Source organism: Pseudomonas sp. Pmew2 (genome assembly GCF_058129885.1).
On sequence record NZ_CM176702.1, the window covers coordinates 2,457,838 to 2,477,636 of the forward strand.

Sequence of the window (19,799 nt, forward strand, 5' to 3'; positions counted from 1 at the left end):
ATCATGAGCACTACTGATTTTTCAAGACGTGATGCTGTAAAAACTGCCGAGCCTCAGGCCGCCAGCGAGTCAGCCAAGACCGGCATCGCTGCCCTGTGGCGTCCGGCGCTGGTGCAGGCGTTCGTCAAGCTCGACCCGCGCCAGCTCAAGCGTTCGCCGGTGATGCTGGTGGTGGAACTGACTGCCATTCTGACCACCGTGCTGTGCGTGATCCCCAACCCGCAGGTGCCGACTTCGGTCTGCGTGCAGATCGCTCTGTGGTTGTGGTTCACCGTGTTGTTCGCCAACTTCGCCGAAGCATTGGCCGAAGGACGGGGCAAGGCACGCGCCGACAGCCTCAAGGCCGGCAGCGAAGGGCTCAAGGCGCGCATTCGCGATGAGAATGGCAGCCTGCGCACCATCAACGCCAGCGAGTTGCGCAAGGGCGATGTGGTGCGTGTCGACGCCGGGGAAATGATCCCTGGCGACGGCGAAGTCATCGAAGGCATCGCGGCGGTCAACGAGGCGGCGATTACCGGCGAATCCGCGCCGGTGATTCGTGAATCCGGCGGCGACCGCTCGGCCGTCACCGGTAACACCCGGCTGGTGTCCGACTGGCTGCTGATACGCATCAGCACCAACCCCGGCGAATCGACGCTGGACCGCATGATTGCGCTGGTGGAAGGTGCCAAGCGGCAGAAGACCCCTAACGAAGTCGCGCTGGATATTCTGCTGATCGGCCTGACCCTGATCTTTCTGCTGGTGGTCATCACCTTGCAGCCGTTCGCCCACTTTGCCGGGGGCAGCCTGCCGCTGGTGTTTCTGGTAGCACTCCTGGTCACCCTGATCCCGACCACCATTGGCGGCCTGCTGTCGGCCATCGGCATTGCCGGCATGGACCGGCTGGTGCGCCTCAACGTGATCGCCAAGTCCGGTCGCGCCGTGGAAGCTGCGGGCGATGTGCATGTGCTGTTGCTGGACAAGACCGGCACCATCACCTTCGGCAATCGCCGCTGCGCTGCCGTTTACGCAGCACCCGGCGTGACCCCGAAGGAACTGGGCGAGGGCGCCTTGCTGGCCTCGCTGGCCGACGATACGGCGGAAGGCAAATCCATCGTCGAGTTCCTGCGCGACCTGCACCCGATGAACGAGCCCACCCTGAGTTCGGTAACCGCTGTACCGTTTAGCGCCGATACACGTCTGTCCGGTGTGGATTATCAGGGCCATGTGTACCGCAAGGGCGCGGTGGATTCGCTGCTGGCCTTCATCAACATGCAGCGTAGCGACCTGCCGCCTGCCCTGGCGCGGGAAGTCGACAAGATTGCCAAGACCGGCGGCACGCCGCTGCTGGTCTGCGCCAACGGTCGTTTGTTGGGTGCGATTCATCTCAAGGACGTGGTCAAGCCGGGTATTCGCGAGCGCTTCGAGGAGTTGCGCAAGCTGGGGATTCGCACGGTGATGGTGACTGGCGACAACCCATTGACTGCTGCAGCCATTGCCGCTGAAGCGGGTGTCGATGATGTGCTGGCCGAAGCCACGCCAGAGAAAAAGCTGGAGCGAATTCGTCAGGAGCAGGGCGAAGGCCGACTGGTGGCGATGTGCGGCGACGGAGCCAACGATGCGCCCGCACTCGCGCAGGCGGACGTCGGTATGGCGATGAACGATGGCACCCAGGCCGCGCGTGAAGCGGCCAACATGGTTGACCTCGACAGCGACCCTACCAAGTTGCTGGACGTGGTGCAGATCGGCAAGGAATTGCTGGTCACACGCGGTGCGCTGACGACGTTTTCGATTGCCAATGACGTGGCCAAGTACTTCGCCGTGCTGCCTGCGCTGTTTGCCTCGATTTATCCGCAACTGGGCGTGCTCAACGTCATGCAACTGGCCAGCCCGCAAAGTGCGATTGTCTCGGCCATCGTCTTCAACGCGCTGATCATCGTTGTGCTCATCCCGCTGGCCCTGCGTGGCGTGCGGGTTCAGGCCGCCAGCGCGGCGCATCTGTTGCGTCGCAACCTGCTGATCTATGGCCTGGGCGGCATCGTTGTGCCGTTTCTCGGCATCAAGTTGATCGACATGCTGCTGGTCGCACTCGGCCTTGTTTGAAGCCTGTGCTGCACGCCGGTCGGCGTGCAGCCTCACCTGATTGAGGATGTGCAGATGTCCAATGTATTGCGTCCGGCCTTGAGCCTGATCGTGTTGATGAGCCTGATCACCGGCGTGGCCTATCCACTGGTAGTCACCGGGGTTGCGCAAGTGGCGTTTCCGGCGCAGGCCAATGGCAGCCTGGTGTACGACGCGGCGGGCAAAGTGCGCGGCTCGGCACTCATCGCCCAGTCGTTTACGGGTGATGAGTGGTTTCAGTCGCGTCCTTCGGCAGGCGCGTTTGCGACGGTAGCCAGTGGCGCGAGCAACTTCGCGCCGAGCAACCCGGCACTGGTGACACGCGTGAAAGAGGACGTTGCGAAACTGGCCAATGCCTCGCAGGAACCGGTGCCACTGGCCTTGCTGACCACGTCCGGCAGCGGTCTGGACCCGCATCTCTCGCCTGAAGCCATTGCCTGGCAGGCCGGTCGCGTTGCCGCGGCGCGCCAGTTGCCGCTGGAGAAAGTACAGGCGCTGATCGACGCCAACACGCAACGTCCGCTGATAGGCCCGCCCGTGGTCAACGTATTGGCCTTGAATATGAGCCTGAATCAGTTACCGTCTGCACCGCGCGACGCGCAGTTGTAACAAAGTGCGCCGTGTTCGCAGCAGATTCACTAAGCTGTAGATGATTAGAGAGGGGTGGTAACCAAGGTGAGTGATTCCGGTCGAGCTGATGCACTGCTGGCCCAGCTGCCCCGCGAGGGGCGCGGGCGGCTGAAGGTTTTTCTCGGCGCCGCGCCGGGCGTGGGCAAAACCTACGCCATGCTTCAGGCGGCCCATGCGCAGTTGCGTCAGGGCGTCAGGGTCGTGGCGGGCGTGGTGGAAACCCACGGCCGTGCGGAAACCGAAGCGCTGCTCAATGGCGTGCCGCAAAAGCCCTTGCTGCGCACCGAATACCGCGGCATGACCCTCGAAGAAATGGACCTTGATGCCTTGCTCAAGGCGGCACCGGCATTGGTTCTGGTCGACGAACTGGCGCACACCAATGCGCCCGGCAGTCGGCATACCAAGCGTTGGCAGGACATTCAGGAACTGCTCGCTGCCGGCATCGACGTCTACACCACGGTCAACGTCCAGCACCTGGAAAGCCTTAATGATCAGGTGCGCGGTATCACCGGGGTGCAGGTGCGCGAAACGCTGCCGGACTGGGTGTTGCAGGAAGCTTTCGACCTGGTGCTGATCGACCTGCCGCCGCGCGAACTGCTGGAGCGCCTGCGCGACGGCAAGGTATACGTGCCTGAGCAGGCGCGCGCGGCCATCGACGCTTTCTTCACGCAAACCAATCTCACTGCGCTGCGCGAAATGGCCATGCAGACCGCTGCGGCGCAGGTCGATAACGATCTGGCGCAGGGCTACCGGCAATTGGGCCAGTCGGCTCCGGCAGTTCGTGGGCGGATGCTGGTGGGCATCGACGGTGATACCCATGCCGAGCGCCTGGTGCGTCACGCCAGTCGGGTTGCTCAGCGTCGCCACCTGCCGTGGAGCGCCGTGCATGTGGACGACGGGCAAACCCTCGACGAGCAGTCCCGCGCGCGCCTGCAAAGCGCTCAGCAACTGGCCGAGCGGCTGGGTGGCGAGGCGGTTTCATTGCGTGCCGGAGAGGTTGCCAGAACACTGGTGCAGCATGCCATCGAACGGCGTGCCAGCGTGGTGCTGGTCGGCCAGTCGCGTCGGCACTGGCGTCGCCGGGTGTTTGGCGGCGGCGTTGCCGCACGTTTGCTGCGTGAAGGGCACGGGTTGGAAATCTCGGTGCTCGACGACAGTGAAGAGCTACCCGATCAACCGCCCCGCGCACGCCCGGCTCGCGAAGTGGTGTGGTTCGATTACGGCCTGGCCTTTGTGGCCACGCTGCTTGCCAGTCTGGTCGCCTGGGGTGTGTCGGGCGTGCTGGCGCTGCCCAACATTTCCCTGATCTTTCTCGCGGCGGTGTTACTGGTTGCGGTGCGCAGCAGCATGGGACCGGCGCTGGCGTGTGCCGGGCTGTCATTTCTGGCCTATGACTTTCTGTTCATTCCACCGAGTTTTTCCCTGAACATCCAGCGCGAAGAAGACGTGCTGACGCTGCTGTTCTTCCTGCTGATGTCGGCGCTGACCGGCAAGCTTGCGGCGCGCCAGCGCAGGCAGTTGCAGGCGTTGCGTGATACTCAGGAACAGACCAGCGAACTGCTCGACCTGTCGCGCAAGATGACCGCTGCCACGGATCGCAAAGCGGTGCTCAATGCCGCCGAACAGCATTTTTCCGGCTGGAAGGAATTGTATCTGTGCCTGGTTGATCGTGACGGTCAGGGCGGTTTGGTTGTTGAGACTGGTGGGCCGCTGACCTTCTCGGAAGCCGAACGTGCCGCCGCCGAGTGGGCCTGGCAGCACGATCAACCGGCTGGCAGCGGCACCGGCACGCTACCGTCCGGGCGCTGGTGGTGGTGGCCGATTACCGCAGAAGAAGGACCACTGGCCCTGCTGGGTGTCAGTGCGCGTGAAGGCCAGTCGTTCACCGCGCAACACCGGCGTCTGCTGGCGGCGCTGACCCAGCCGCTGGCGCAGGCGCTGGCTCGCGCACAACTGGCGCAAGAGCTTGAAGCCGCGCGTCTGCATGGTGAAACCGAGCAATTGCGCAGCGCCTTGCTGGCCTCTGTGTCCCACGACCTGCGCACGCCACTGACCTCCATGCGCGGCAGCATCGACAGCCTGCTGGCGCTGGGCGAAGCCATCCCGCTGGAGGATCGCCGCGAGCTGCTGGAAGGTACACGCGACGAAGCCGAACGTCTGGATCGCTATATCCAGAACCTGCTGGACATGACGCGCCTGGGGCATGGCGCGCTGAAACTCGCACGAGACTGGGTGTCGCCTGCCGATATCGTCGGCAGTGCGCTCAACCGGCTGCGCGCCGTGCTGGCACCCTTGCAGGTCAGCACCCAGGTGACCGGCGAGCTGCCATTGCTGTACGTGCATGCGGCGCTGATCGAGCAGGCGCTGGTCAATGTGCTGGAAAACGCTGCACGCTTTTCACCTGTCGACGGGCGCTTGCAGGTGGCGGCGGGTGTGCTCGACAGCGAGCTGTTCTTCTCGGTCAGTGACGAAGGGCCGGGCATTCCGGAGGATGAACGGGCGAAGATTTTCGACATGTTCTATACCGCAGCCCGCGGTGATCGGGGCGGGCAGGGCACGGGTCTGGGGCTGGCGATCTGTCAGGGCATGATTGGCGCGCATGGCGGACGTCTCACCGTCGAGGAAGGCATTGACGGGCAGGGTACGCGCATCACCTTGTTCCTGCCGTTGCAGGCGCAGCCAGATGTGGAAATGGAGGAGTCAGCTTGAGCCAGGCGGCGACCATTCTGGTCATCGATGACGAGCCGCAGATTCGCAAATTTTTGCGCATCAGTCTGGTGTCTCAGGGCTACAAGGTGCTCGAAGCGGCTACCGGCGCGGAGGGACTGACCCAGGCTGCGTTGAACAAACCGGATTTGCTGGTGCTTGATCTTGGCCTGCCGGACATGGACGGTCAGCAAGTGCTCAGCGAGTTTCGCGAGTGGTCAGCGGTGCCGGTACTGGTGCTTTCGGTACGCGCCAGCGAAGCACAGAAAGTCCAGGCGCTGGACGCCGGGGCCAACGACTACGTGACCAAACCGTTCGGCATTCAGGAGTTTCTGGCCAGAATCAGGGCGCTGCTCAGGCAGGTTTCCGGTAGCGACAAGCCGGAGTCGGCCCTTCAATTCGGTCCGCTGACCGTCGACCTGGCCTATCGCCGGGTGCTGCTCGATGGTCACGAAGTGGCGCTGACGCGTAAGGAATACGCGGTGCTGGCGCAGTTGGCACGCCACCCTGGGCGGGTCATTACCCAGCAGCAGTTGCTCAAGGATATCTGGGGGCCTACCCACACCGATGACAGCCACTACCTGCGCATTGTGGTGGGGCATTTGCGTCAGAAACTGGCAGACGATCCGACCGCCCCGAGGTTCATCCTCACCGAGCCTGGAATAGGGTATCGTCTGCTGGCCGACCATTAGATGAAAAAAGCGACCATACCCCCGTGGCACGGCACTTTTACTGCATCGAACCGTCAAAGCCGCACACTCCATATTCACTCCTGAGGTAACACCCCCATGAAAGCCTTTATCTGTCTGCCATTGCTTGTCTTGGTTCTTGCAGGTTGCGCTGGCAAGACCGGGTATCGAGACAGCTGCGCCACCCAGATAGACGCTGCCTGGCACGAGCTTGATCTGGCCAAGGCCGAAGGCTTCGCCGGCACCGTCAGTTACTCCAAGGCCCTGTCGCTGCTGACCGGTGCCAAGACCCAGCAACAGTTCGAAGCATTTGAAGGCTGCACCGAAAAAGCCGAAAAAGCCCGCTTCTACATCCGCGAGTCCCGCGCTGGCCGTTGATAGCTGAGCCTGCACCGCGTTGTACATGCCATCGTGGACGCAGAGCGTCCAGAACGGCATGCCGACGCGGAGCGTCGCACGATAATCAAAAGCCGCAAACGGCATGCTTACGCGGAGCGTCTTACGGTAGTTCAAGTCGCGGGAGCGGACTTGTCCGCGAAAAGGGCCTTAAATTCGCAGGAGATATATCGCTCTCAACATCGCCTTCGCGGACTAGGGTCTGTTCCCGTTTCGACGTAACCCATTGATCTCTATGAGAACAGGCCCGTATTGTTGGAGTTCTCACACAACACCAATACGAGCCTGCAATGCCCCGATTAATGCTCAGTGATGAGCACTGGCCGAAGCTTCGAGAAATTTTGCTGCACGAATCGATCTACAACAAGCGAGATTTGCGCACCACGGTTGAAGGCATGCTGTACCGCATGCGTGTGGGTTGCCCTTGGCGAGACCTGCCGAAAGCGTTTGGAAACTGGAGCAAGGTCTACAAGCGGTTCAATGCCTGGTCTGCTTCAGGCAAGTGGGTCAAGGTGCTTGAGGTGCTGATGACCGATCCTGACATGGAGTGGGTTTTCATTGATGGCAGCTATGTAAAGGCTCATCAGCACAGTGCAGGTGCTGCCAGCACGCAGGACCAGGCCATCGGAAAAAGCCGAGCCGGTAACACCAGCAAGATTCACCTGGCTGTAGACGCTTGTGGGCTGCCCATTGCATTTGACGTGACCGGAGGCCAGACCAATGATTGTTCGCAGGCGGCCTCGTTGATTGCCAAGATGCCCAATGCAGAAGTGATCATTGCGGACAAGGGCTACGACACTGAAGCGATACGCGCTCAGGTCGAGCAGCAAGGCAGCAAAGTGGTGATTCCACGAAAGCGCAATTCTCTGAAAGGGAACGCAGATCTGGACAAAGGGTTATATCGCAATCGACATCTCGTAGAAAACGCCTTTGCCCGGTTGAAGCATTTCCGGGCGGCGGCTTCTCGGTTCGACAAACTCAAGAGAAACTATGAAAGCGTCATAGCAATGGCCTGCGCTTTTCTGTGGCTGCCAATGTGAAACGGGAACAGACCCTAGCGAACCGTCGCCCGTTCCGCACAGTGTTTGTCCAGATACCTCTCGCTCCGTATGCTCGCATCACATCGAATCCCTACCGACTCTAGCGAAACGGCCTACGCTCATCTTAAAGTGTTCGGACACTAGCATCGCTTGCAGTCCCACAGTCATTAAGCAGTTGCCGGAAGGGGCTTTCGATGGGTAGAAAACTCGATGCATGCCTGAGCGCCATCAATGAAGTGGTACTGGGCAAGGAAGTGCAGGTACGGCTGGCGATGACCTGCCTGATCGGCGGCGGGCATTTGCTGATCGAAGACTTGCCGGGGATGGGCAAGACCACGCTCAGCCATGCGCTGGCGAAAATTCTGGGCCTGAGTTATCAGCGCATTCAGTTCACGTCCGACCTGCTACCGGGTGACATCCTGGGGACGTCGGTATTTGATCGGGACAGCGGGCAATTCACCTTTCATCCCGGGCCGATCTTCGCCGAACTGGTGCTGGCCGACGAAATCAACCGCGCCACGCCCAAGAGCCAGAGCGCGTTGCTGGAAGCCATGGAAGAAGGGCAGGTCTCCATCGAGGGCGCGACACGTCTGTTGCCCGATCCATTCTTCGTGATCGCTACGCAGAACCCGTTCAGCTCCGGTGGCACCTTTGCCTTGCCCGAGTCTCAGCTGGACAGGTTCCTGATGCGCATCTCCATGGGCTATCCGGCGAGAGCGGCGGAGAAAGCGTTGCTGCTTGGCGAGTCACGTCGCGAACTTTTACCGCGCCTGCAGCCGATTCTGGACCACGCCATGCTTGGCCAGTTGCAGGCGCATGCACGGCAGTTGCGGGCCAGCGATGCACTGGTCGACTATGTGCTGCGCCTGGTCGAGGCAACCCGCAGCCAGCCGCAATTCGCCTATGGACTGTCGCCCAGGGCGAGCCTGGCGATTCTGGCCGCAGCGCGGGCCTGGGCGATGTTGCTGGGGCGTGATTACGTCATTCCCGAGGATGTGCAGGCGGTATTGCCGTCGGTGGTCGGCCATCGGCTGCGCGAGCGCAGCGACCCGACCGGGCATGGCGGCGGAGCGCTGGTGCAGTGGTTATTGCGCGAGGTGCCGGTGCTTTGATCGAGCTGCTCAAACCGTTTTGGCAACGCTGGCTGGCAAGACGAATTCCTCCGGCGTCACGCATCACGCTCGACCATCGGCGCATCTTCATCATGCCGACGCGCACCGGCATGACCTTTGCGGTCGTGATCGTGCTCATGCTGCTGGTGGCGATCAATTATCAAAACAGCCTGGCCTACGGGCTGACCTTTCTGTTGTTGTCGATTGGCGTGCTGGCCATTTTGCACACGTATCGCAACGTCAGCGGCCTGATTCTCAGTGCGGGTGTGGCGCGTTCAGTGTTTGTCGGCGAACCGGTGCAATTGCGCCTGCGCCTGGAAAGTGCCAGCCAGGCCCACCACGCCTTGGGCGTGGGTTGGACTGCGACAGCTCTGCAATCCGGCGATGTACTGCCTCGCGGGCTGACCGATGTGGAACTGACCCTGCCTGCCGAAAAGCGCGGCTGGCTGCATGCGCCAAGGCTGCGGGTCGAGAGTGTGTTTCCGCTGGGCATTTTCCGCGCCTGGAGCTGGCTGGATCTGGAGCAGAGCGCCTTGATCTATCCGCGGCCACTGTCGGGTGCCATGCCGCAGCTAAAAGGCGTGCAGCCCCACGCCGAGGACGACGGTCAGGCCACTCAGGGTGCCGGTGTCGATGATTATCAGGGGCTGCGCAGCTACCAGCCGGGCGATAACCTCAGTCGCCTGCACTGGAAAGCCTATTCCCGAGGTCAGGGGTTGCTGGTCAAGGACTTCACTGACTTGAGCGGCCACGACCTGTGCCTGGACTTCATGGCGCTGGGCGGCGATATCGAGGAGCGCTTGTCGCGCCTGTGTTATTGGGTGCTGGAGCTGTCCCAGCGTCGTCAGCCGTTTGCCTTGCGCCTGCCAGGTTTTCTGTCCACGGTCGACAGCGGTGATGCGCACCGCGAAGCCTGCCTGCGCGCCTTGGCGCTTTATGGTCATCGATCATGAGTGACAAGAATAAAGCGCTCGCAGCCGCACCCATTCCGCGTGTCAGCCTTACCTGGCTGCTATTGGCGCAGGCATTGGTCGTGTTGCCGTTCGCGCTGCACGTGCCGGTATCGATCACGCTTCTGTGGCTGGGCTGCACATGCTGGCGGGTTCAGGTGTTCCGGATGCGCGCGCGGCTGCCCGGCACCTGGATCAAGTCAGGGTTGCTGGTGGGCACCGCCGGGGGCGTGTATCTGGCGCGTGGCAGTCTGGTCGGGCTGGACGCCGGTGCGGCTTTACTGGTTGCGGCATTCGTTCTGAAAATGCTGGAAATGAACAACCATCGCGACGCTCGGGTGCTGATCTTCCTCGGTTTCTTTTGCGTGGCGGTCGGCTATCTGTTTGAAGACAACCTGCTATGGGCGCTTTTCAGCCTGCTGCCGGTCGGCGCGCTGCTGGCCGCGTTGATCGGGCTGCAGCACGCGGATCTGGCTGGCAGATCAACCGATACGCTCAAGCTGGCGTTCAAGCTGATGGCGCAGGCTGTGCCGTTGATGCTTGTGCTGTTTCTGTTTTTTCCACGTCTGGACCCGCTTTGGTCGTTGCCGCAACCGAGCAACAAGGGCGTCACTGGGCTGTCCGACAACATGGCACCGGGCGACATGGCCGAGCTGAGCAAGTCGCCGGCACTGGTATTTCGGGCCAGTTTTGAAGGGCCGATACCGGCGCGTAATCAGTTGTACTGGCGCGGTCTGACCCTTGAGCAGTTCGATGGGCGGCGCTGGTCACAGTCGGCACGTGCCCAGACCGTGCAGATCCCGCAGTGGGAAAAGCGCGGCGATCCACTGGCTTACAGCATTGTCATGGAAGCCAGCGGTCGGCCCTGGTTGCCGAGCCTCGACGTGGCCGAGACCACGTTGCCGGACGTTCGGCAGATGAGCGACTTCCGCCTGCAACGCCGGCGTCCCGTTGAGCAATCGCTGTTATATGCCGTCAATTCCTGGCCGCTGAGTATTCGCGACCCGCAATCCAGCGAACAGGTCCAGCGCCAAAACCTGCAATTGCCCGCCAAGGGGAATGATCAGGCCCGGCAGTGGGCGGCTGAACTGCGCCGTCGCTACACTACGGCGGATGCGATGGTCGCCGCGATGCTGGGTTATTTCAGCGACCAGCCGTTTCACTACACCCTCAAGCCCGCACCGTTGGGCAATGACAGCATTGATGAGTTTCTGTTTGCGAGTCGTCAGGGTTTTTGCGCCCACTACGCCGGGGCAATGACTTTTGTGCTGCGCGCTGCGGGTATTCCGGCGCGGGTCGTGGCCGGGTATCAAGGCGGTGAACTGAACCCTGACGGGCACTACCTGACCGTGCGCCAGTTCGACGCGCATGCGTGGGTCGAATACTGGCAGCCGGGTATCGGCTGGCGCAGTGTCGACCCCACCGCAGCAGTTGCACCGCAGCGTATCGAACAGGGCTTGGAGCAAGCGCTGGCAGCAGGCGAAGCCTTTCTGCAGGACTCGCCTTATTCAGCGTTACGCTATCGCAATGTGCCTTGGGTCAACGCCATACGCCTGAGCTGGGATAACCTCAACTATGGCTGGCAGCGCTGGGTGCTGGGCTATCAGGGACAACAGCAGTTACAAATTCTCGGCCGTTGGTTTTCAGGGTTTCAGGCACCGGTTTTCGTCCTGGGGACCTTGCTTTCACTGGGCCTGATTGCATTATGGCTGTTTAAACCCTGGCAGCGCGAAAGCGACTCGCAACTGCGGGTGTTCAACGCATTTGAACGCTTGCTCGCCCGTCATGGTCTGCGTCGTATGCCGGGTGAAGGCGCTGACGCATTCTGCCGCAGAGCGGTGCTGTATTTTCCGCAGCATGCCGAGGCCATCGAAGCTTTCATCCGCGAATTTCAGGCGCAGCGCTATGCCGGGCGGCTTGCTTCGGCCAGCCGCTTGAGGCATGCATTAAGCACGTTGCGTCGTCGTCTGCCATGGAGGTTGTCAGCCGTCAGGGACAGGCATTCATGAATGAGTGTGTCGAAGGGGAATTGCATGTCTTCAATGGTGGATCATCTGGTGGCCGAGGTGCTGGCGCTGGATGTCAAATTGCTCGCGTGCCAGGCACGCCTTGCAGTTTCGACGGACAGCGAAGCGCTGCATGATTTGCGTACCACCGTGCGTCGTCTGCGTAGCGTACTGCGGCCCCTGCGGGAAAACCCGGCTGCCGCAGAACTGGAAGAGGCCGCAAAAGCGGTAGGGCAACTGACCACGCCTTTGCGTGACATGCAGGTGCTCGCCGCGTTTCTCGAAGAGCAGGGCCTGAACGAGGCGGCTTTCAAGCGCAACCAGTACTTGGGAAATGCCTGCCCCAGGGTTGCGACGTCGCCTGAACTAAGCCGCTTGCTCAAACTGATCGATCTATTTCCGGAGCTACTGCGTTTGCAACAGCGTCAGGGAATGTTGCGCGGCCTGCGCAAGACCATCGAAAAGCGTATGGACAAACAGTGGAGCAAGCTACGTGTGGCCATCGCCGAGCCTGGGCATGATCGGCATGATCTGCGCCTGCTGATCAAACGCGTGCGTTACGCCGCCGAAGCGTACCCGGAACTCAGTCACCAGCCGAAAAACATGCAGGCCCGGCTCAAGGCCGCACAAGGCGAGCTGGGCGACTGGCATGATCATTTGCAATGGCTGGCGCAGGCTGCCGAGCAGCCGGATCTGGCGCCGTGCATTGCGGGTTGGCAGATCGGCATCGTGCGTGCCGAGCGCAAGGCCGAGGCGTCGCTCAAGCGGCTGGCCAAGGCATGTTTCTAAGGCAGTGGCTTTTTTATGGAATAGGTCATTCAGGCCGCAATAATGGCCAATATGCGGCATGTCGTTGACTAAGAGGATGGTTATCATCCATCCACTTGTGTGTCGACTTGCTGGAGTAAGCATGACCTTTTCCGAATTGATCGATGCGGTGCGTCGCGACCCGCGTGCTGTCACGATCCCTGCCGAATGGTCCCAGGGGCGCGCCTGCTTCGGCGGGTTGATGGCGGCGCTGACCTATGAAGCGATGCGTGCCGAGGTGCCGGAAGGGCGCCCGGTTCGCTCGCTGGCGATTACCTTTGTCGGGCCGGCCGAGCCGGGCGTGCCGATTGCCTTTGACGTTGAAATTCTGCGTCACGGCAAGGCTGTCAGTCAGGTGTCGGGGCGCGCCATGCAGAACGGTCAGGTGATGACCCTGATACAAGGCAGCTTCGGCGCACCTCGTGAGTCGATGATTGCGGTTGCAGCAGAGGCCGCGCCAGTGCTCAAGCCGGTAGAACAATGCCCGGAGCTGCCTTTTGCCAAGGGCGTGATGCCCGACTACTTGCGTTTCATGGACATTCGTTGGGCGCTGGGCGGCATGCCATTCAGCAATACCCCGTCACCGGCAATTGGTGGTCATGTGCGTTTTCGTGATGAGGCGCATGCCAGCCCCATGAGCGAGGCCCATATTCTGGCGCTGGTCGACACCTGGCCGCCTGCGGTATTGCCGCACCTCAACAAGCCCGCACCGGGTAGTTCGCTGACCTGGACCATCGAATTCGTCCAGCCACAGCCATTGCTCGATACGCTGCAATGGTGCAGTTATCGCGCAGTCATCGAACACGCCCGGGATGGCTATGGTCACACCGCCGCAGCGTTGTGGAGCCCCGACGGCGAACTGATCGCAATCAGCCGCCAGACGGTGACGGTGTTTGGCTGAATGACAAGGCAGGTCAATATTTCCGGGCGGAGCGGGCGGCGTCCTTGCGTTGAAAACCCAGCGCAGCCAGCAGGCCGATCACGCCGATGGCAATCGATGGCAGGCTCTCGGAGAACAGGCCGTTGAGTATCAGCAGGGCCGCCAGAATGAACAATGGTACGGCAATCAGGTACATGGCCAGGCTGGCCGAGTGCCCCTGATTGTCGTTGTTGTTACGCCATTGATTGAGCTGCAGATCGGAAAGTGGCTTGTTCATGCTGCGGTCCTCTTAAAGATAGCGCTTGTTCAGGACGGTGCGTAAAGCGCCGTTCAATGCCTGAAGCATAGGCCCGCTTGCTGATCGCTGACGACTCAAGCCTGTCTATCGCCGCGATAGCCTGTTACAACTTGAGCTGGCCGATTGCAGCATTCAACTCGCCCGCCAGCATGGCGAGTTCGTCACTGGTGCTGGCCGAGTCCACGGTCTGCACCACCGTGCGTTCGGTGACATCGCGGATACTCACCACCGCACGGTTCATTTCCTCGGCCACCTGACTTTGCTGCTGCGCGGCGACGGCAATCTGCGTATTGCTTTCGCGCATCTGTGCCACGGCACCGGCAATGGCCGCCAGCGCTTCGCCCGCTTCCTTGGCCTGCTGCACGCATTCATCGGCCTTGAATGAGCTCTCCTGCATGAAATCCACCGCATCGCGGGTGCCGCTTTGCAGGGTCGAAACCATTGTGGTGATTTCATCGGTCGAGGTCTGCACCCGTTTGGCCAGATTGCGCACTTCGTCGGCTACCACGGCGAAGCCGCGGCCCATTTCCCCGGCGCGTGCGGCTTCGATGGCGGCATTCAGGGCCAGCAGGTTGGTCTGTTCGGCAATGCTGTGGATCACGTTGACCACGCCGTTGATCTTCTGGCTGTCCTGGGCCATGCGCTGGATCATTTCGGCGGTCTGTTGCACGCCGCTGGAGAGCCCGGCGATGGATACCTGCACGCGGTCGACCACTTCCTTGCCACTGCCCGCCAACGCGTCGGCGGTCTGCGACTGGTCGCGTGTGGCCGTGGCGTGCTGGGCAATGTGATGTACCGTGGCGGTCATCTCGTTGATTGCCGTGGCCACCTGATCGGTTTCGCTTTGCTGGCCGAGCATGCCCTGGCGTACATCTTTCATGCCCGCAGCCAGATGCGCTGCACCCTGATCGAGGCGGCCAGCGGTTTGCGAAACCGTATTGACCACTCGCTGATACCCGGCCTGCATGGCATTGAACGCCTTGGCCATCTGCCCAACCTCATCGTCACTGCGGTTAGGCACGCGGGCCGCCAGATCGCCGCTTTTTTCGACGTGCAGCATCACATCCTTGAGCGCGTTGAGCTGGCTGAGCAGAAAACGGATCAGCAGTTGCGAGGCGCAGAGCATCAACAGCATCAGCACGAAAACCGCGGCTGCGTAATGGCTGAAGCGATCTTGAAATACCTGCAGGAAGGTCGGAGCAAAAGCCAGCACCGCGACCTGCTGGCCGGTGCTGCGGGTGAAGATCTGCGCGCCGCTCAGCAGTCTGTCGTTGGCTGGTTTATTGAGCGCAACCCAGTCGCGGGCGTCAGCCAGTTCCGGCAGCGCGAGGGTATTGAAGGTCGGTGTCTGACCTTTGTTGTAAGTCAGCAACGTATCACTGGCGGGCAGCACTGCGTCGGCAGGCCACGCGGCCAGCAAGCGGGCCTGAGCTTGCGCTGCCTGACGTGACGTATCTACTCGTGCCTGCTGTTCTGCTTGCATGGCGTAAAGCACCAGCAACAGGGTTGTGACGAAGGCGACCGCATTCACGGCCCAGAATTTATATTTCAGTGACAGGTTGCCAAGCCATGAGCCCATGAGCGGTCTTCTTTGATGGTCGTGTGAGGTAGCAGCAAGATGCTATCACGATGCCTCAGCCATCAAAGAGACCCTTGATGCGGGTCAAGAAAGCTGCAGATTTTCGCCGGTTATCTGTTCCAGGGAGGGTAAATCGAAAAACTCCCGCGCGCAGGCCGTGCTGTGACGGGCGAGATCTTCCTGGCTTTCGCCGCGATGCAAAGCCACTTCGCGCAAGACTTCCGGCAGGTAAGCGGGTTCGTTGCGGCCATTTTTCGGCTTCGGGCGCAGGCTGCGTGGCAGAAGATAAGGCGCATCGCTTTCCAGCATCAGCCGGCCGCGAGGAATATTGCCCACCAGCGGGTGCAGATGCGTGCCGCGTCGCTCATCGCAGATCCAGCCGGTGATACCGATGTGCAGGTCGAGGTCCAGATAACTGAACAGGGCGGCGCGTTCGCCAGTAAAGCAGTGCACCACCGCAGCCGGCAGACGGTCGCGGTAGTCACGCAGAATCTCCAGTAGGCGCTGGTTGGCGTCACGTTCATGCAGAAACACCGGCAATTGCAGTTCCACCGCCATGGCCAGGTGCGCTTCAAGAACCTTTTCCTGCTGCGGACGAGGCGAGAAGTCGCGATTGAAATCCAGGCCGCATTCACCCACGGCGCGAACGCGATTTTCCTTGAGCAGCGCATGCAACTGTTTCTCGGTGTCACCGGTCCAATCGCTCGCCGAGTGCGGGTGGATGCCTGCCGTGCAGAACAGGCGTTGCGCGCTTTCATCCAGCTCGTGACACAGCTGCAAGGCGTGTTCGCTGCCCTCGACGCTGGTGCCGGTCACCACCAGTTGCTCGACGCCTGCGGCATAGGCGCGATCGAGTACCGCCTGTCGTTGCGAGGCGAAGCTTGCGTTGGTCAGATTGACGCCGATGTCGATGAGTTGCATGGTGCTACCTCCAGCTGAAGGCTGTCGAGCATACCAGAGCTCCGGCCACAATAAGAAAACGCTGGGTATTCAAGCGATTGAGCCGGATGGTTCAACGATTTCCTTCGCTGTTCGATGCTGCTGCGTGACCTCAAGATTTCCTTTTTCCTGTTTTTTTTTCCGGCGTTGCCCTGGGGAAGTGAATGATCCGATCCGCGCTTGTGTCTTTTATGTGTCTGTTGGCGCTGCTGCCGCTGCAGGTTTCTGCTCGTCAGACTGGCCCGCAGGCCGTGCAGCACAACGCGCAGGTGCGCGATCTGCCTGCCATTCGCAGCAGCAAGGTGCTGCGCGTGCTGGTCAATCAAAGCCGCAACAGCTCCGGTGACGTCAAGGGTCAGGAAATCGGCATCGAATATCATCGCCTGCAAGCCTTCGAACAGTACCTCAACAGCCATTCGCGCGGCGCTCAGAAGGTCACACTTAAAGTCATACCCAAGGCCAAGAACCAGTTACTGACAGCGTTGCAGCGCGGCGAAGGCGATATGATCGCGCCTGGCGAACTGCTTGATGTCAGCGAAGCCAAAGGTGTTCAGGCCAGTGCGCCGATCATTCATGATGTGCCTCTGGTGCTGGTCGGCGCGCGTGGCCAGCGCAACGTACGGCGTGTGGAGCAACTGTCGGGACATACACTGAGCCTGCCCACCGGCAGCGCGGCCGACGAGGCCCTGCATCAGGTCAACCGGCAACTGGAGCTGCGCAAGCTGCCGCTGGCCAAGATCGAATGGGTCGACCCTAGCCTGGCAGTCGAAGATGTGCTGGAAATGGTCCAGGCCGGTATTTACCCGATGACACTGGTCGAGCAGCCTATTGCCGAGCGTTGGGCGAAGATCATGCCCAAGCTGCGTATCGAGCGCGGCCTGACCCTACAGACCCACGGCGACATCAGCTGGTTTGTACGCGACAACGCAACCCAGCTGCGGGCCAGTATCGATGATTTCCTCAAAGGCTATAAACCTTCGGCTCAGCAGGATCAGGTGCTCGCCAAGGCTTACAAAAACACCTACAAGGTCAACAACCCGCTGGTACGCAACAACCTGCAACGTCTTGAGCAACTGCGTCCGATGCTGCAACGCCACGCCGATGCGCAGGGTATGGACTGGCTGGACCTCGCTGCCCTGGCGTTCAAGGAGTCGAAGCTCGACCCGGCGGCCAAGGGCAGTGGCGGCGCGACAGGGCTGTTGCAGATCACTCCGTCGGCGGCAAAAAGCGTCGGAGTACCGAGCATTCAGAGCGCTGACGACAACGTCCGTGCAGGTTCGCGTTACATGGCGCTGATCCAGCGCAAGTATTTCTCCAGCAGCCGAGTCAACGAGCGCGAGCGTATGGCGTTTGTGATGGCCGCCTACAACCTGGGGCCGGGGCGTGTGCAAGGCATGCGAGAGGAAGCGCGGCGGCGGGGGCTCAATCCAGATCAGTGGTTTTTCCAGACCGAGCGCGTGGCAATGGAGCAGGGCGGTGCCAACGTCGTCGCGTTCGTCAACAGCGTGAACAAGTATTACCTGGCATTTGATCGCGAGCGAGACTCGCTGGAAAAGAGTGGGCCGAAAACCGCCGTAAAACGCTAATCATCGATTTATTGGATTGTTACGTGCTGTTATTTGCGGTTTTCACATAAGTAAATTTGATTATGATGGCGCCACTTTCACTTAATCAATCCCGGAATTACCCACATGAACACAATGATCAAATCGGTTCTCAGCACTCGCGCCGGTTACGGCCTTACCCTGTTGCGCGTTATTGTCGGTATTGCCTTTATCGCTCACGGTAGTCAGAAGCTGTTCGGGGCCTTCGGCGGTTATGGCCTGGAAGGCACTGCGCAGTACATGGAAAGCCTGGGCCTGACACCGGGTTATCTGATGGCGCTGATGTCTGGCAGCGCCGAGTTCTTTGGCGGTCTGGGCCTGCTGTTGGGGCTGCTGGCTCGTCCGGCTGCGGTAGTGGTGATCCTGTTGTTGCTGGTAGCGATCTTTACCGTGCATATCCATAACGGTTTCTTCATGGCCAATAACGGTTATGAGTATGCGCTGGCGTTGCTCGGCGGCGCTCTGGCAGTGCTTATCGAAGGTGCAGGCAAGTTGTCGCTGGACCGCGTCATCTCCCGATAACCGGCTATGCTTGTTCTGCAAGGCCCGCTTCTGGCGGGCCTTGTGCGTTTGCAGGCTCGCGTCACGGATGACAATTGACAATGAATGGGGCGTTTCTCTAGGATGCGTGCTCAAGCGCCGATTTAACAACTACTTGCGGGGCGCCTGGCAAGGCTCAGGTCTTGTCGAAATACCGCTAAAACGTTGGTTCGGTGTTGCCTCTCACCGCTGCCCAGCGGATCTTGCGAGGCAGAGATATAACCATGAACAACCTGCGCCCCCTCATTCGTCTTTCCCCGATCAGCACGGTCTTGTCACGCAAGAACCCAAAAATCCTTCTGAGCGGCTCTCATCAGCCTACGCTGTTGCGCTATCTCGATGGCTGGCCTCGTCGGGGCGCTGGTAACTGTGCGTTTCTAATTCAGTTTGTCGATACGAACTCGTCGTTGAGCCACTTTGGCAACGATGAGTTCGACCTGGCGGTGGTGCAATCGCCGCAGGCTGACGACGTCGAGCAGCTCATTTGTGACCTGACGCGTATAGCCCGTCAGGGCCTGATTACGCTGGGTTGAAACGGCGGACGTATTCAATTGGCATAGAAGGCATATTGCTGGCCCCCGGCTGGTGAACTGACAGGCAAAATCGCCGCCTTATCAAAGGATTAGGTGGTTTTCGCATGCGTTTGGTCTATTGTGCTCTGGCGTGCCTGACGCTTTCCGGGCTGGCTTTTTCCGTTCAGGCCAGAAACGCGACGGAGAACGAGCGTTATCTTTGTCGCTGGGGCTCGACCATTGCCGGTGGTGCGCAGGCTTCCAAGCTGTCAGGCGTTACCCGTTACGGGGCGCGGCAAAAGCTGCAGGCGCGCAAGTTCGCCAAACAGTGGATGCGACCCATGGCATTGCGTATCACCGAGCAGACCTACGACAGCGAGTCGCGTTTGAAGCCTGATGCTGTCAGCAAGGTGTATTACGACGGCTGCATCCAGCATGAGGTGGCGCGTCGCTGACTTTTTATGCCTGTCGAACTGATTTTTGCAGGGCTGGAGAAACGTCTTGAGTACAAAGATCATCACCAGGGGCGGGCATGAAGCCCTGAAGAAAGAACTCGATTACCTGTGGCGAGAGCACCGGCCTGACATTACTCAAAAGGTCGCCTGGGCAGCGTCGTTGGGTGATCGCAGCGAGAACGCGGATTACCAGTACAACAAGAAACTGCTGCGCGAGATCGACCGGCGCGTGCGCTACCTGCGCAAGCGCCTTGAAGACATGCGTGTCGTCCAGTATTCGCCGGAGCAGGAAGGGCGAGTGTTCTTCGGTGCCTGGGTCGAGATCGAGAACGAAGCGGGCGACCTCAAGAAATTTCGCATTGTCGGGTATGACGAGATCTACGGGCGCAACGATTACATTTCCATCGACTCGCCCATGGCACGCGCCTTGTTGAAGAAGGAAGAGGGCGATGAGGTGCTGGTCAACACGCCGGAAGGCGAAAAGCTGTGGTTCGTGAATTCGATTGATTACGAGAAGTGAGGCCGGACGCACAGCGTCGTGGTCCGGCCAGTCGCC

The 19,799-nt window shown here is 60.6% G+C and carries 19 protein-coding genes; 16 read left to right on the plus strand and 3 right to left on the minus strand.

Features of this window, described 5'->3' with window-relative positions; genetic code table 11:
* Positions 1-3: 3 nt before the first annotated feature.
* The 11 genes from kdpB to AC4ANK_RS11090 all read left to right on the plus strand — a co-directional run bounded on the left by kdpB (position 4) and on the right by AC4ANK_RS11090 (position 13,337).
* A complete protein-coding gene (gene kdpB, locus AC4ANK_RS11040; protein WP_005746105.1) occupies positions 4-2,082 on the plus strand; it encodes a potassium-transporting ATPase subunit KdpB in 2,079 nt (692 codons plus the stop codon).
* 54 nt (positions 2,083-2,136) lie between these two features.
* A complete protein-coding gene (gene kdpC, locus AC4ANK_RS11045) occupies positions 2,137-2,709 on the plus strand; it encodes a potassium-transporting ATPase subunit KdpC (RefSeq protein ID WP_002552996.1) in 573 nt (190 codons plus the stop codon).
* 66 nt (positions 2,710-2,775) lie between these two features.
* On the plus strand, positions 2,776-5,439 hold the full coding sequence (locus AC4ANK_RS11050; protein WP_460382943.1) for a DUF4118 domain-containing protein: 2,664 nt from the start codon (positions 2,776-2,778) through the stop codon (positions 5,437-5,439).
* Positions 5,436-6,128, plus strand: a complete 693-nt coding sequence (locus AC4ANK_RS11055) for a response regulator (RefSeq protein WP_002552998.1) — start codon at positions 5,436-5,438, stop codon at positions 6,126-6,128. The genes AC4ANK_RS11050 and AC4ANK_RS11055 overlap by 4 nt, the downstream gene beginning before the upstream one ends.
* A 96-nt stretch (positions 6,129-6,224) precedes the next feature.
* A complete protein-coding gene (locus tag AC4ANK_RS11060; protein WP_002552999.1) occupies positions 6,225-6,503 on the plus strand; it encodes a hypothetical protein in 279 nt (92 codons plus the stop codon).
* 308 nt (positions 6,504-6,811) lie between these two features.
* Positions 6,812-7,561, plus strand: coding sequence for an IS5 family transposase (locus tag AC4ANK_RS11065; RefSeq protein WP_460382697.1), 750 nt, complete (start codon positions 6,812-6,814; stop codon positions 7,559-7,561).
* A gap of 194 nt (positions 7,562-7,755) precedes the next feature.
* Positions 7,756-8,673 (plus strand): AAA family ATPase, encoded by a 918-nt coding sequence (locus AC4ANK_RS11070; protein ID WP_002553000.1) that lies wholly within the window; start codon positions 7,756-7,758, stop codon positions 8,671-8,673.
* A complete protein-coding gene (locus tag AC4ANK_RS11075) occupies positions 8,643-9,626 on the plus strand; it encodes a DUF58 domain-containing protein (protein WP_460382940.1) in 984 nt (327 codons plus the stop codon). The genes AC4ANK_RS11070 and AC4ANK_RS11075 overlap by 31 nt, the downstream gene beginning before the upstream one ends.
* Positions 9,623-11,632 (plus strand): transglutaminase TgpA family protein, encoded by a 2,010-nt coding sequence (locus tag AC4ANK_RS11080; protein WP_031597555.1) that lies wholly within the window; start codon positions 9,623-9,625, stop codon positions 11,630-11,632. Before AC4ANK_RS11075 ends, AC4ANK_RS11080 begins: the two co-directional genes overlap by 4 nt.
* 24 nt (positions 11,633-11,656) lie before the next feature.
* The gene (locus AC4ANK_RS11085; protein WP_002553003.1) at positions 11,657-12,418 is read left to right on the plus strand and encodes a CHAD domain-containing protein; all 762 of its coding nucleotides are present in this window, start codon (positions 11,657-11,659) and stop codon (positions 12,416-12,418) included.
* 121 nt (positions 12,419-12,539) lie between these two features.
* A complete protein-coding gene (locus AC4ANK_RS11090; RefSeq protein ID WP_005746099.1) occupies positions 12,540-13,337 on the plus strand; it encodes an acyl-CoA thioesterase in 798 nt (265 codons plus the stop codon).
* Positions 13,338-13,350: 13 nt separating this feature from the next.
* On the opposite strand, the gene AC4ANK_RS11095 is transcribed toward AC4ANK_RS11090, so the two are convergent.
* The 3 genes from AC4ANK_RS11095 to AC4ANK_RS11105 form a co-directional block, all read right to left on the minus strand.
* Complete coding sequence (locus AC4ANK_RS11095) at positions 13,351-13,593, minus strand: hypothetical protein (RefSeq protein WP_002553005.1); 243 nt, start codon at positions 13,591-13,593, stop codon at positions 13,351-13,353.
* Positions 13,594-13,717: 124 nt separating this feature from the next.
* Positions 13,718-15,193, minus strand: coding sequence for a methyl-accepting chemotaxis protein (locus AC4ANK_RS11100; protein WP_002553006.1), 1,476 nt, complete (start codon positions 15,191-15,193; stop codon positions 13,718-13,720).
* 84 nt (positions 15,194-15,277) lie between these two features.
* On the minus strand, positions 15,278-16,114 hold the full coding sequence (locus AC4ANK_RS11105; RefSeq protein WP_002553007.1) for a TatD family hydrolase: 837 nt from the start codon (positions 16,112-16,114) through the stop codon (positions 15,278-15,280).
* 182 nt (positions 16,115-16,296) lie between these two features.
* On the opposite strand from AC4ANK_RS11105, the gene AC4ANK_RS11110 reads away from it, so the two are divergent.
* From AC4ANK_RS11110 to greB, 5 genes are all read left to right on the plus strand, one after another.
* Positions 16,297-17,718 (plus strand): MltF family protein, encoded by a 1,422-nt coding sequence (locus tag AC4ANK_RS11110; RefSeq protein WP_002553008.1) that lies wholly within the window; start codon positions 16,297-16,299, stop codon positions 17,716-17,718.
* A gap of 105 nt (positions 17,719-17,823) precedes the next feature.
* Positions 17,824-18,258, plus strand: a complete 435-nt coding sequence (locus AC4ANK_RS11115) for a DoxX family protein (RefSeq protein ID WP_002553009.1) — start codon at positions 17,824-17,826, stop codon at positions 18,256-18,258.
* A gap of 242 nt (positions 18,259-18,500) precedes the next feature.
* Positions 18,501-18,809, plus strand: coding sequence for a hypothetical protein (locus AC4ANK_RS11120; protein WP_002553010.1), 309 nt, complete (start codon positions 18,501-18,503; stop codon positions 18,807-18,809).
* Positions 18,810-18,913: 104 nt separating this feature from the next.
* Positions 18,914-19,243 carry a hypothetical protein gene (locus AC4ANK_RS11125; protein WP_002553011.1) on the plus strand — a complete coding sequence of 110 codons (330 nt, stop codon included), beginning with the start codon at positions 18,914-18,916 and terminating at the stop codon, positions 19,241-19,243.
* Between the two features lie 46 nt (positions 19,244-19,289).
* Positions 19,290-19,763 (plus strand): transcription elongation factor GreB, encoded by a 474-nt coding sequence (greB, locus tag AC4ANK_RS11130; RefSeq protein WP_002553012.1) that lies wholly within the window; start codon positions 19,290-19,292, stop codon positions 19,761-19,763.
* Positions 19,764-19,799 lie beyond the last annotated feature (36 nt).

What these genes read in the sequence shown, in the direction of transcription:
- kdpB (WP_005746105.1), top strand. Translation starts at nt 4, where the DNA reads ATGAGCACTACTGATTTTTCAAGACGTGATGCTGTAAAAACTGCCGAG.
- kdpC (WP_002552996.1), top strand. Translation starts at nt 2,137, where the DNA reads ATGTCCAATGTATTGCGTCCGGCCTTGAGCCTGATCGTGTTGATGAGC.
- AC4ANK_RS11060 (WP_002552999.1), top strand. Translation starts at nt 6,225, where the DNA reads ATGAAAGCCTTTATCTGTCTGCCATTGCTTGTCTTGGTTCTTGCAGGT.
- AC4ANK_RS11065 (WP_460382697.1), top strand. Translation starts at nt 6,812, where the DNA reads ATGCCCCGATTAATGCTCAGTGATGAGCACTGGCCGAAGCTTCGAGAA.
- AC4ANK_RS11070 (WP_002553000.1), top strand. Translation starts at nt 7,756, where the DNA reads ATGGGTAGAAAACTCGATGCATGCCTGAGCGCCATCAATGAAGTGGTA.
- AC4ANK_RS11080 (WP_031597555.1), top strand. Translation starts at nt 9,623, where the DNA reads ATGAGTGACAAGAATAAAGCGCTCGCAGCCGCACCCATTCCGCGTGTC.
- AC4ANK_RS11085 (WP_002553003.1), top strand. Translation starts at nt 11,657, where the DNA reads ATGTCTTCAATGGTGGATCATCTGGTGGCCGAGGTGCTGGCGCTGGAT.
- AC4ANK_RS11090 (WP_005746099.1), top strand. Translation starts at nt 12,540, where the DNA reads ATGACCTTTTCCGAATTGATCGATGCGGTGCGTCGCGACCCGCGTGCT.
- AC4ANK_RS11095 (WP_002553005.1), bottom strand. Translation starts at nt 13,593, where the DNA reads ATGAACAAGCCACTTTCCGATCTGCAGCTCAATCAATGGCGTAACAAC.
- AC4ANK_RS11100 (WP_002553006.1), bottom strand. Translation starts at nt 15,193, where the DNA reads ATGGGCTCATGGCTTGGCAACCTGTCACTGAAATATAAATTCTGGGCC.
- AC4ANK_RS11105 (WP_002553007.1), bottom strand. Translation starts at nt 16,114, where the DNA reads ATGCAACTCATCGACATCGGCGTCAATCTGACCAACGCAAGCTTCGCC.
- AC4ANK_RS11110 (WP_002553008.1), top strand. Translation starts at nt 16,297, where the DNA reads ATGATCCGATCCGCGCTTGTGTCTTTTATGTGTCTGTTGGCGCTGCTG.
- AC4ANK_RS11115 (WP_002553009.1), top strand. Translation starts at nt 17,824, where the DNA reads ATGAACACAATGATCAAATCGGTTCTCAGCACTCGCGCCGGTTACGGC.
- AC4ANK_RS11120 (WP_002553010.1), top strand. Translation starts at nt 18,501, where the DNA reads ATGAACAACCTGCGCCCCCTCATTCGTCTTTCCCCGATCAGCACGGTC.
- AC4ANK_RS11125 (WP_002553011.1), top strand. Translation starts at nt 18,914, where the DNA reads ATGCGTTTGGTCTATTGTGCTCTGGCGTGCCTGACGCTTTCCGGGCTG.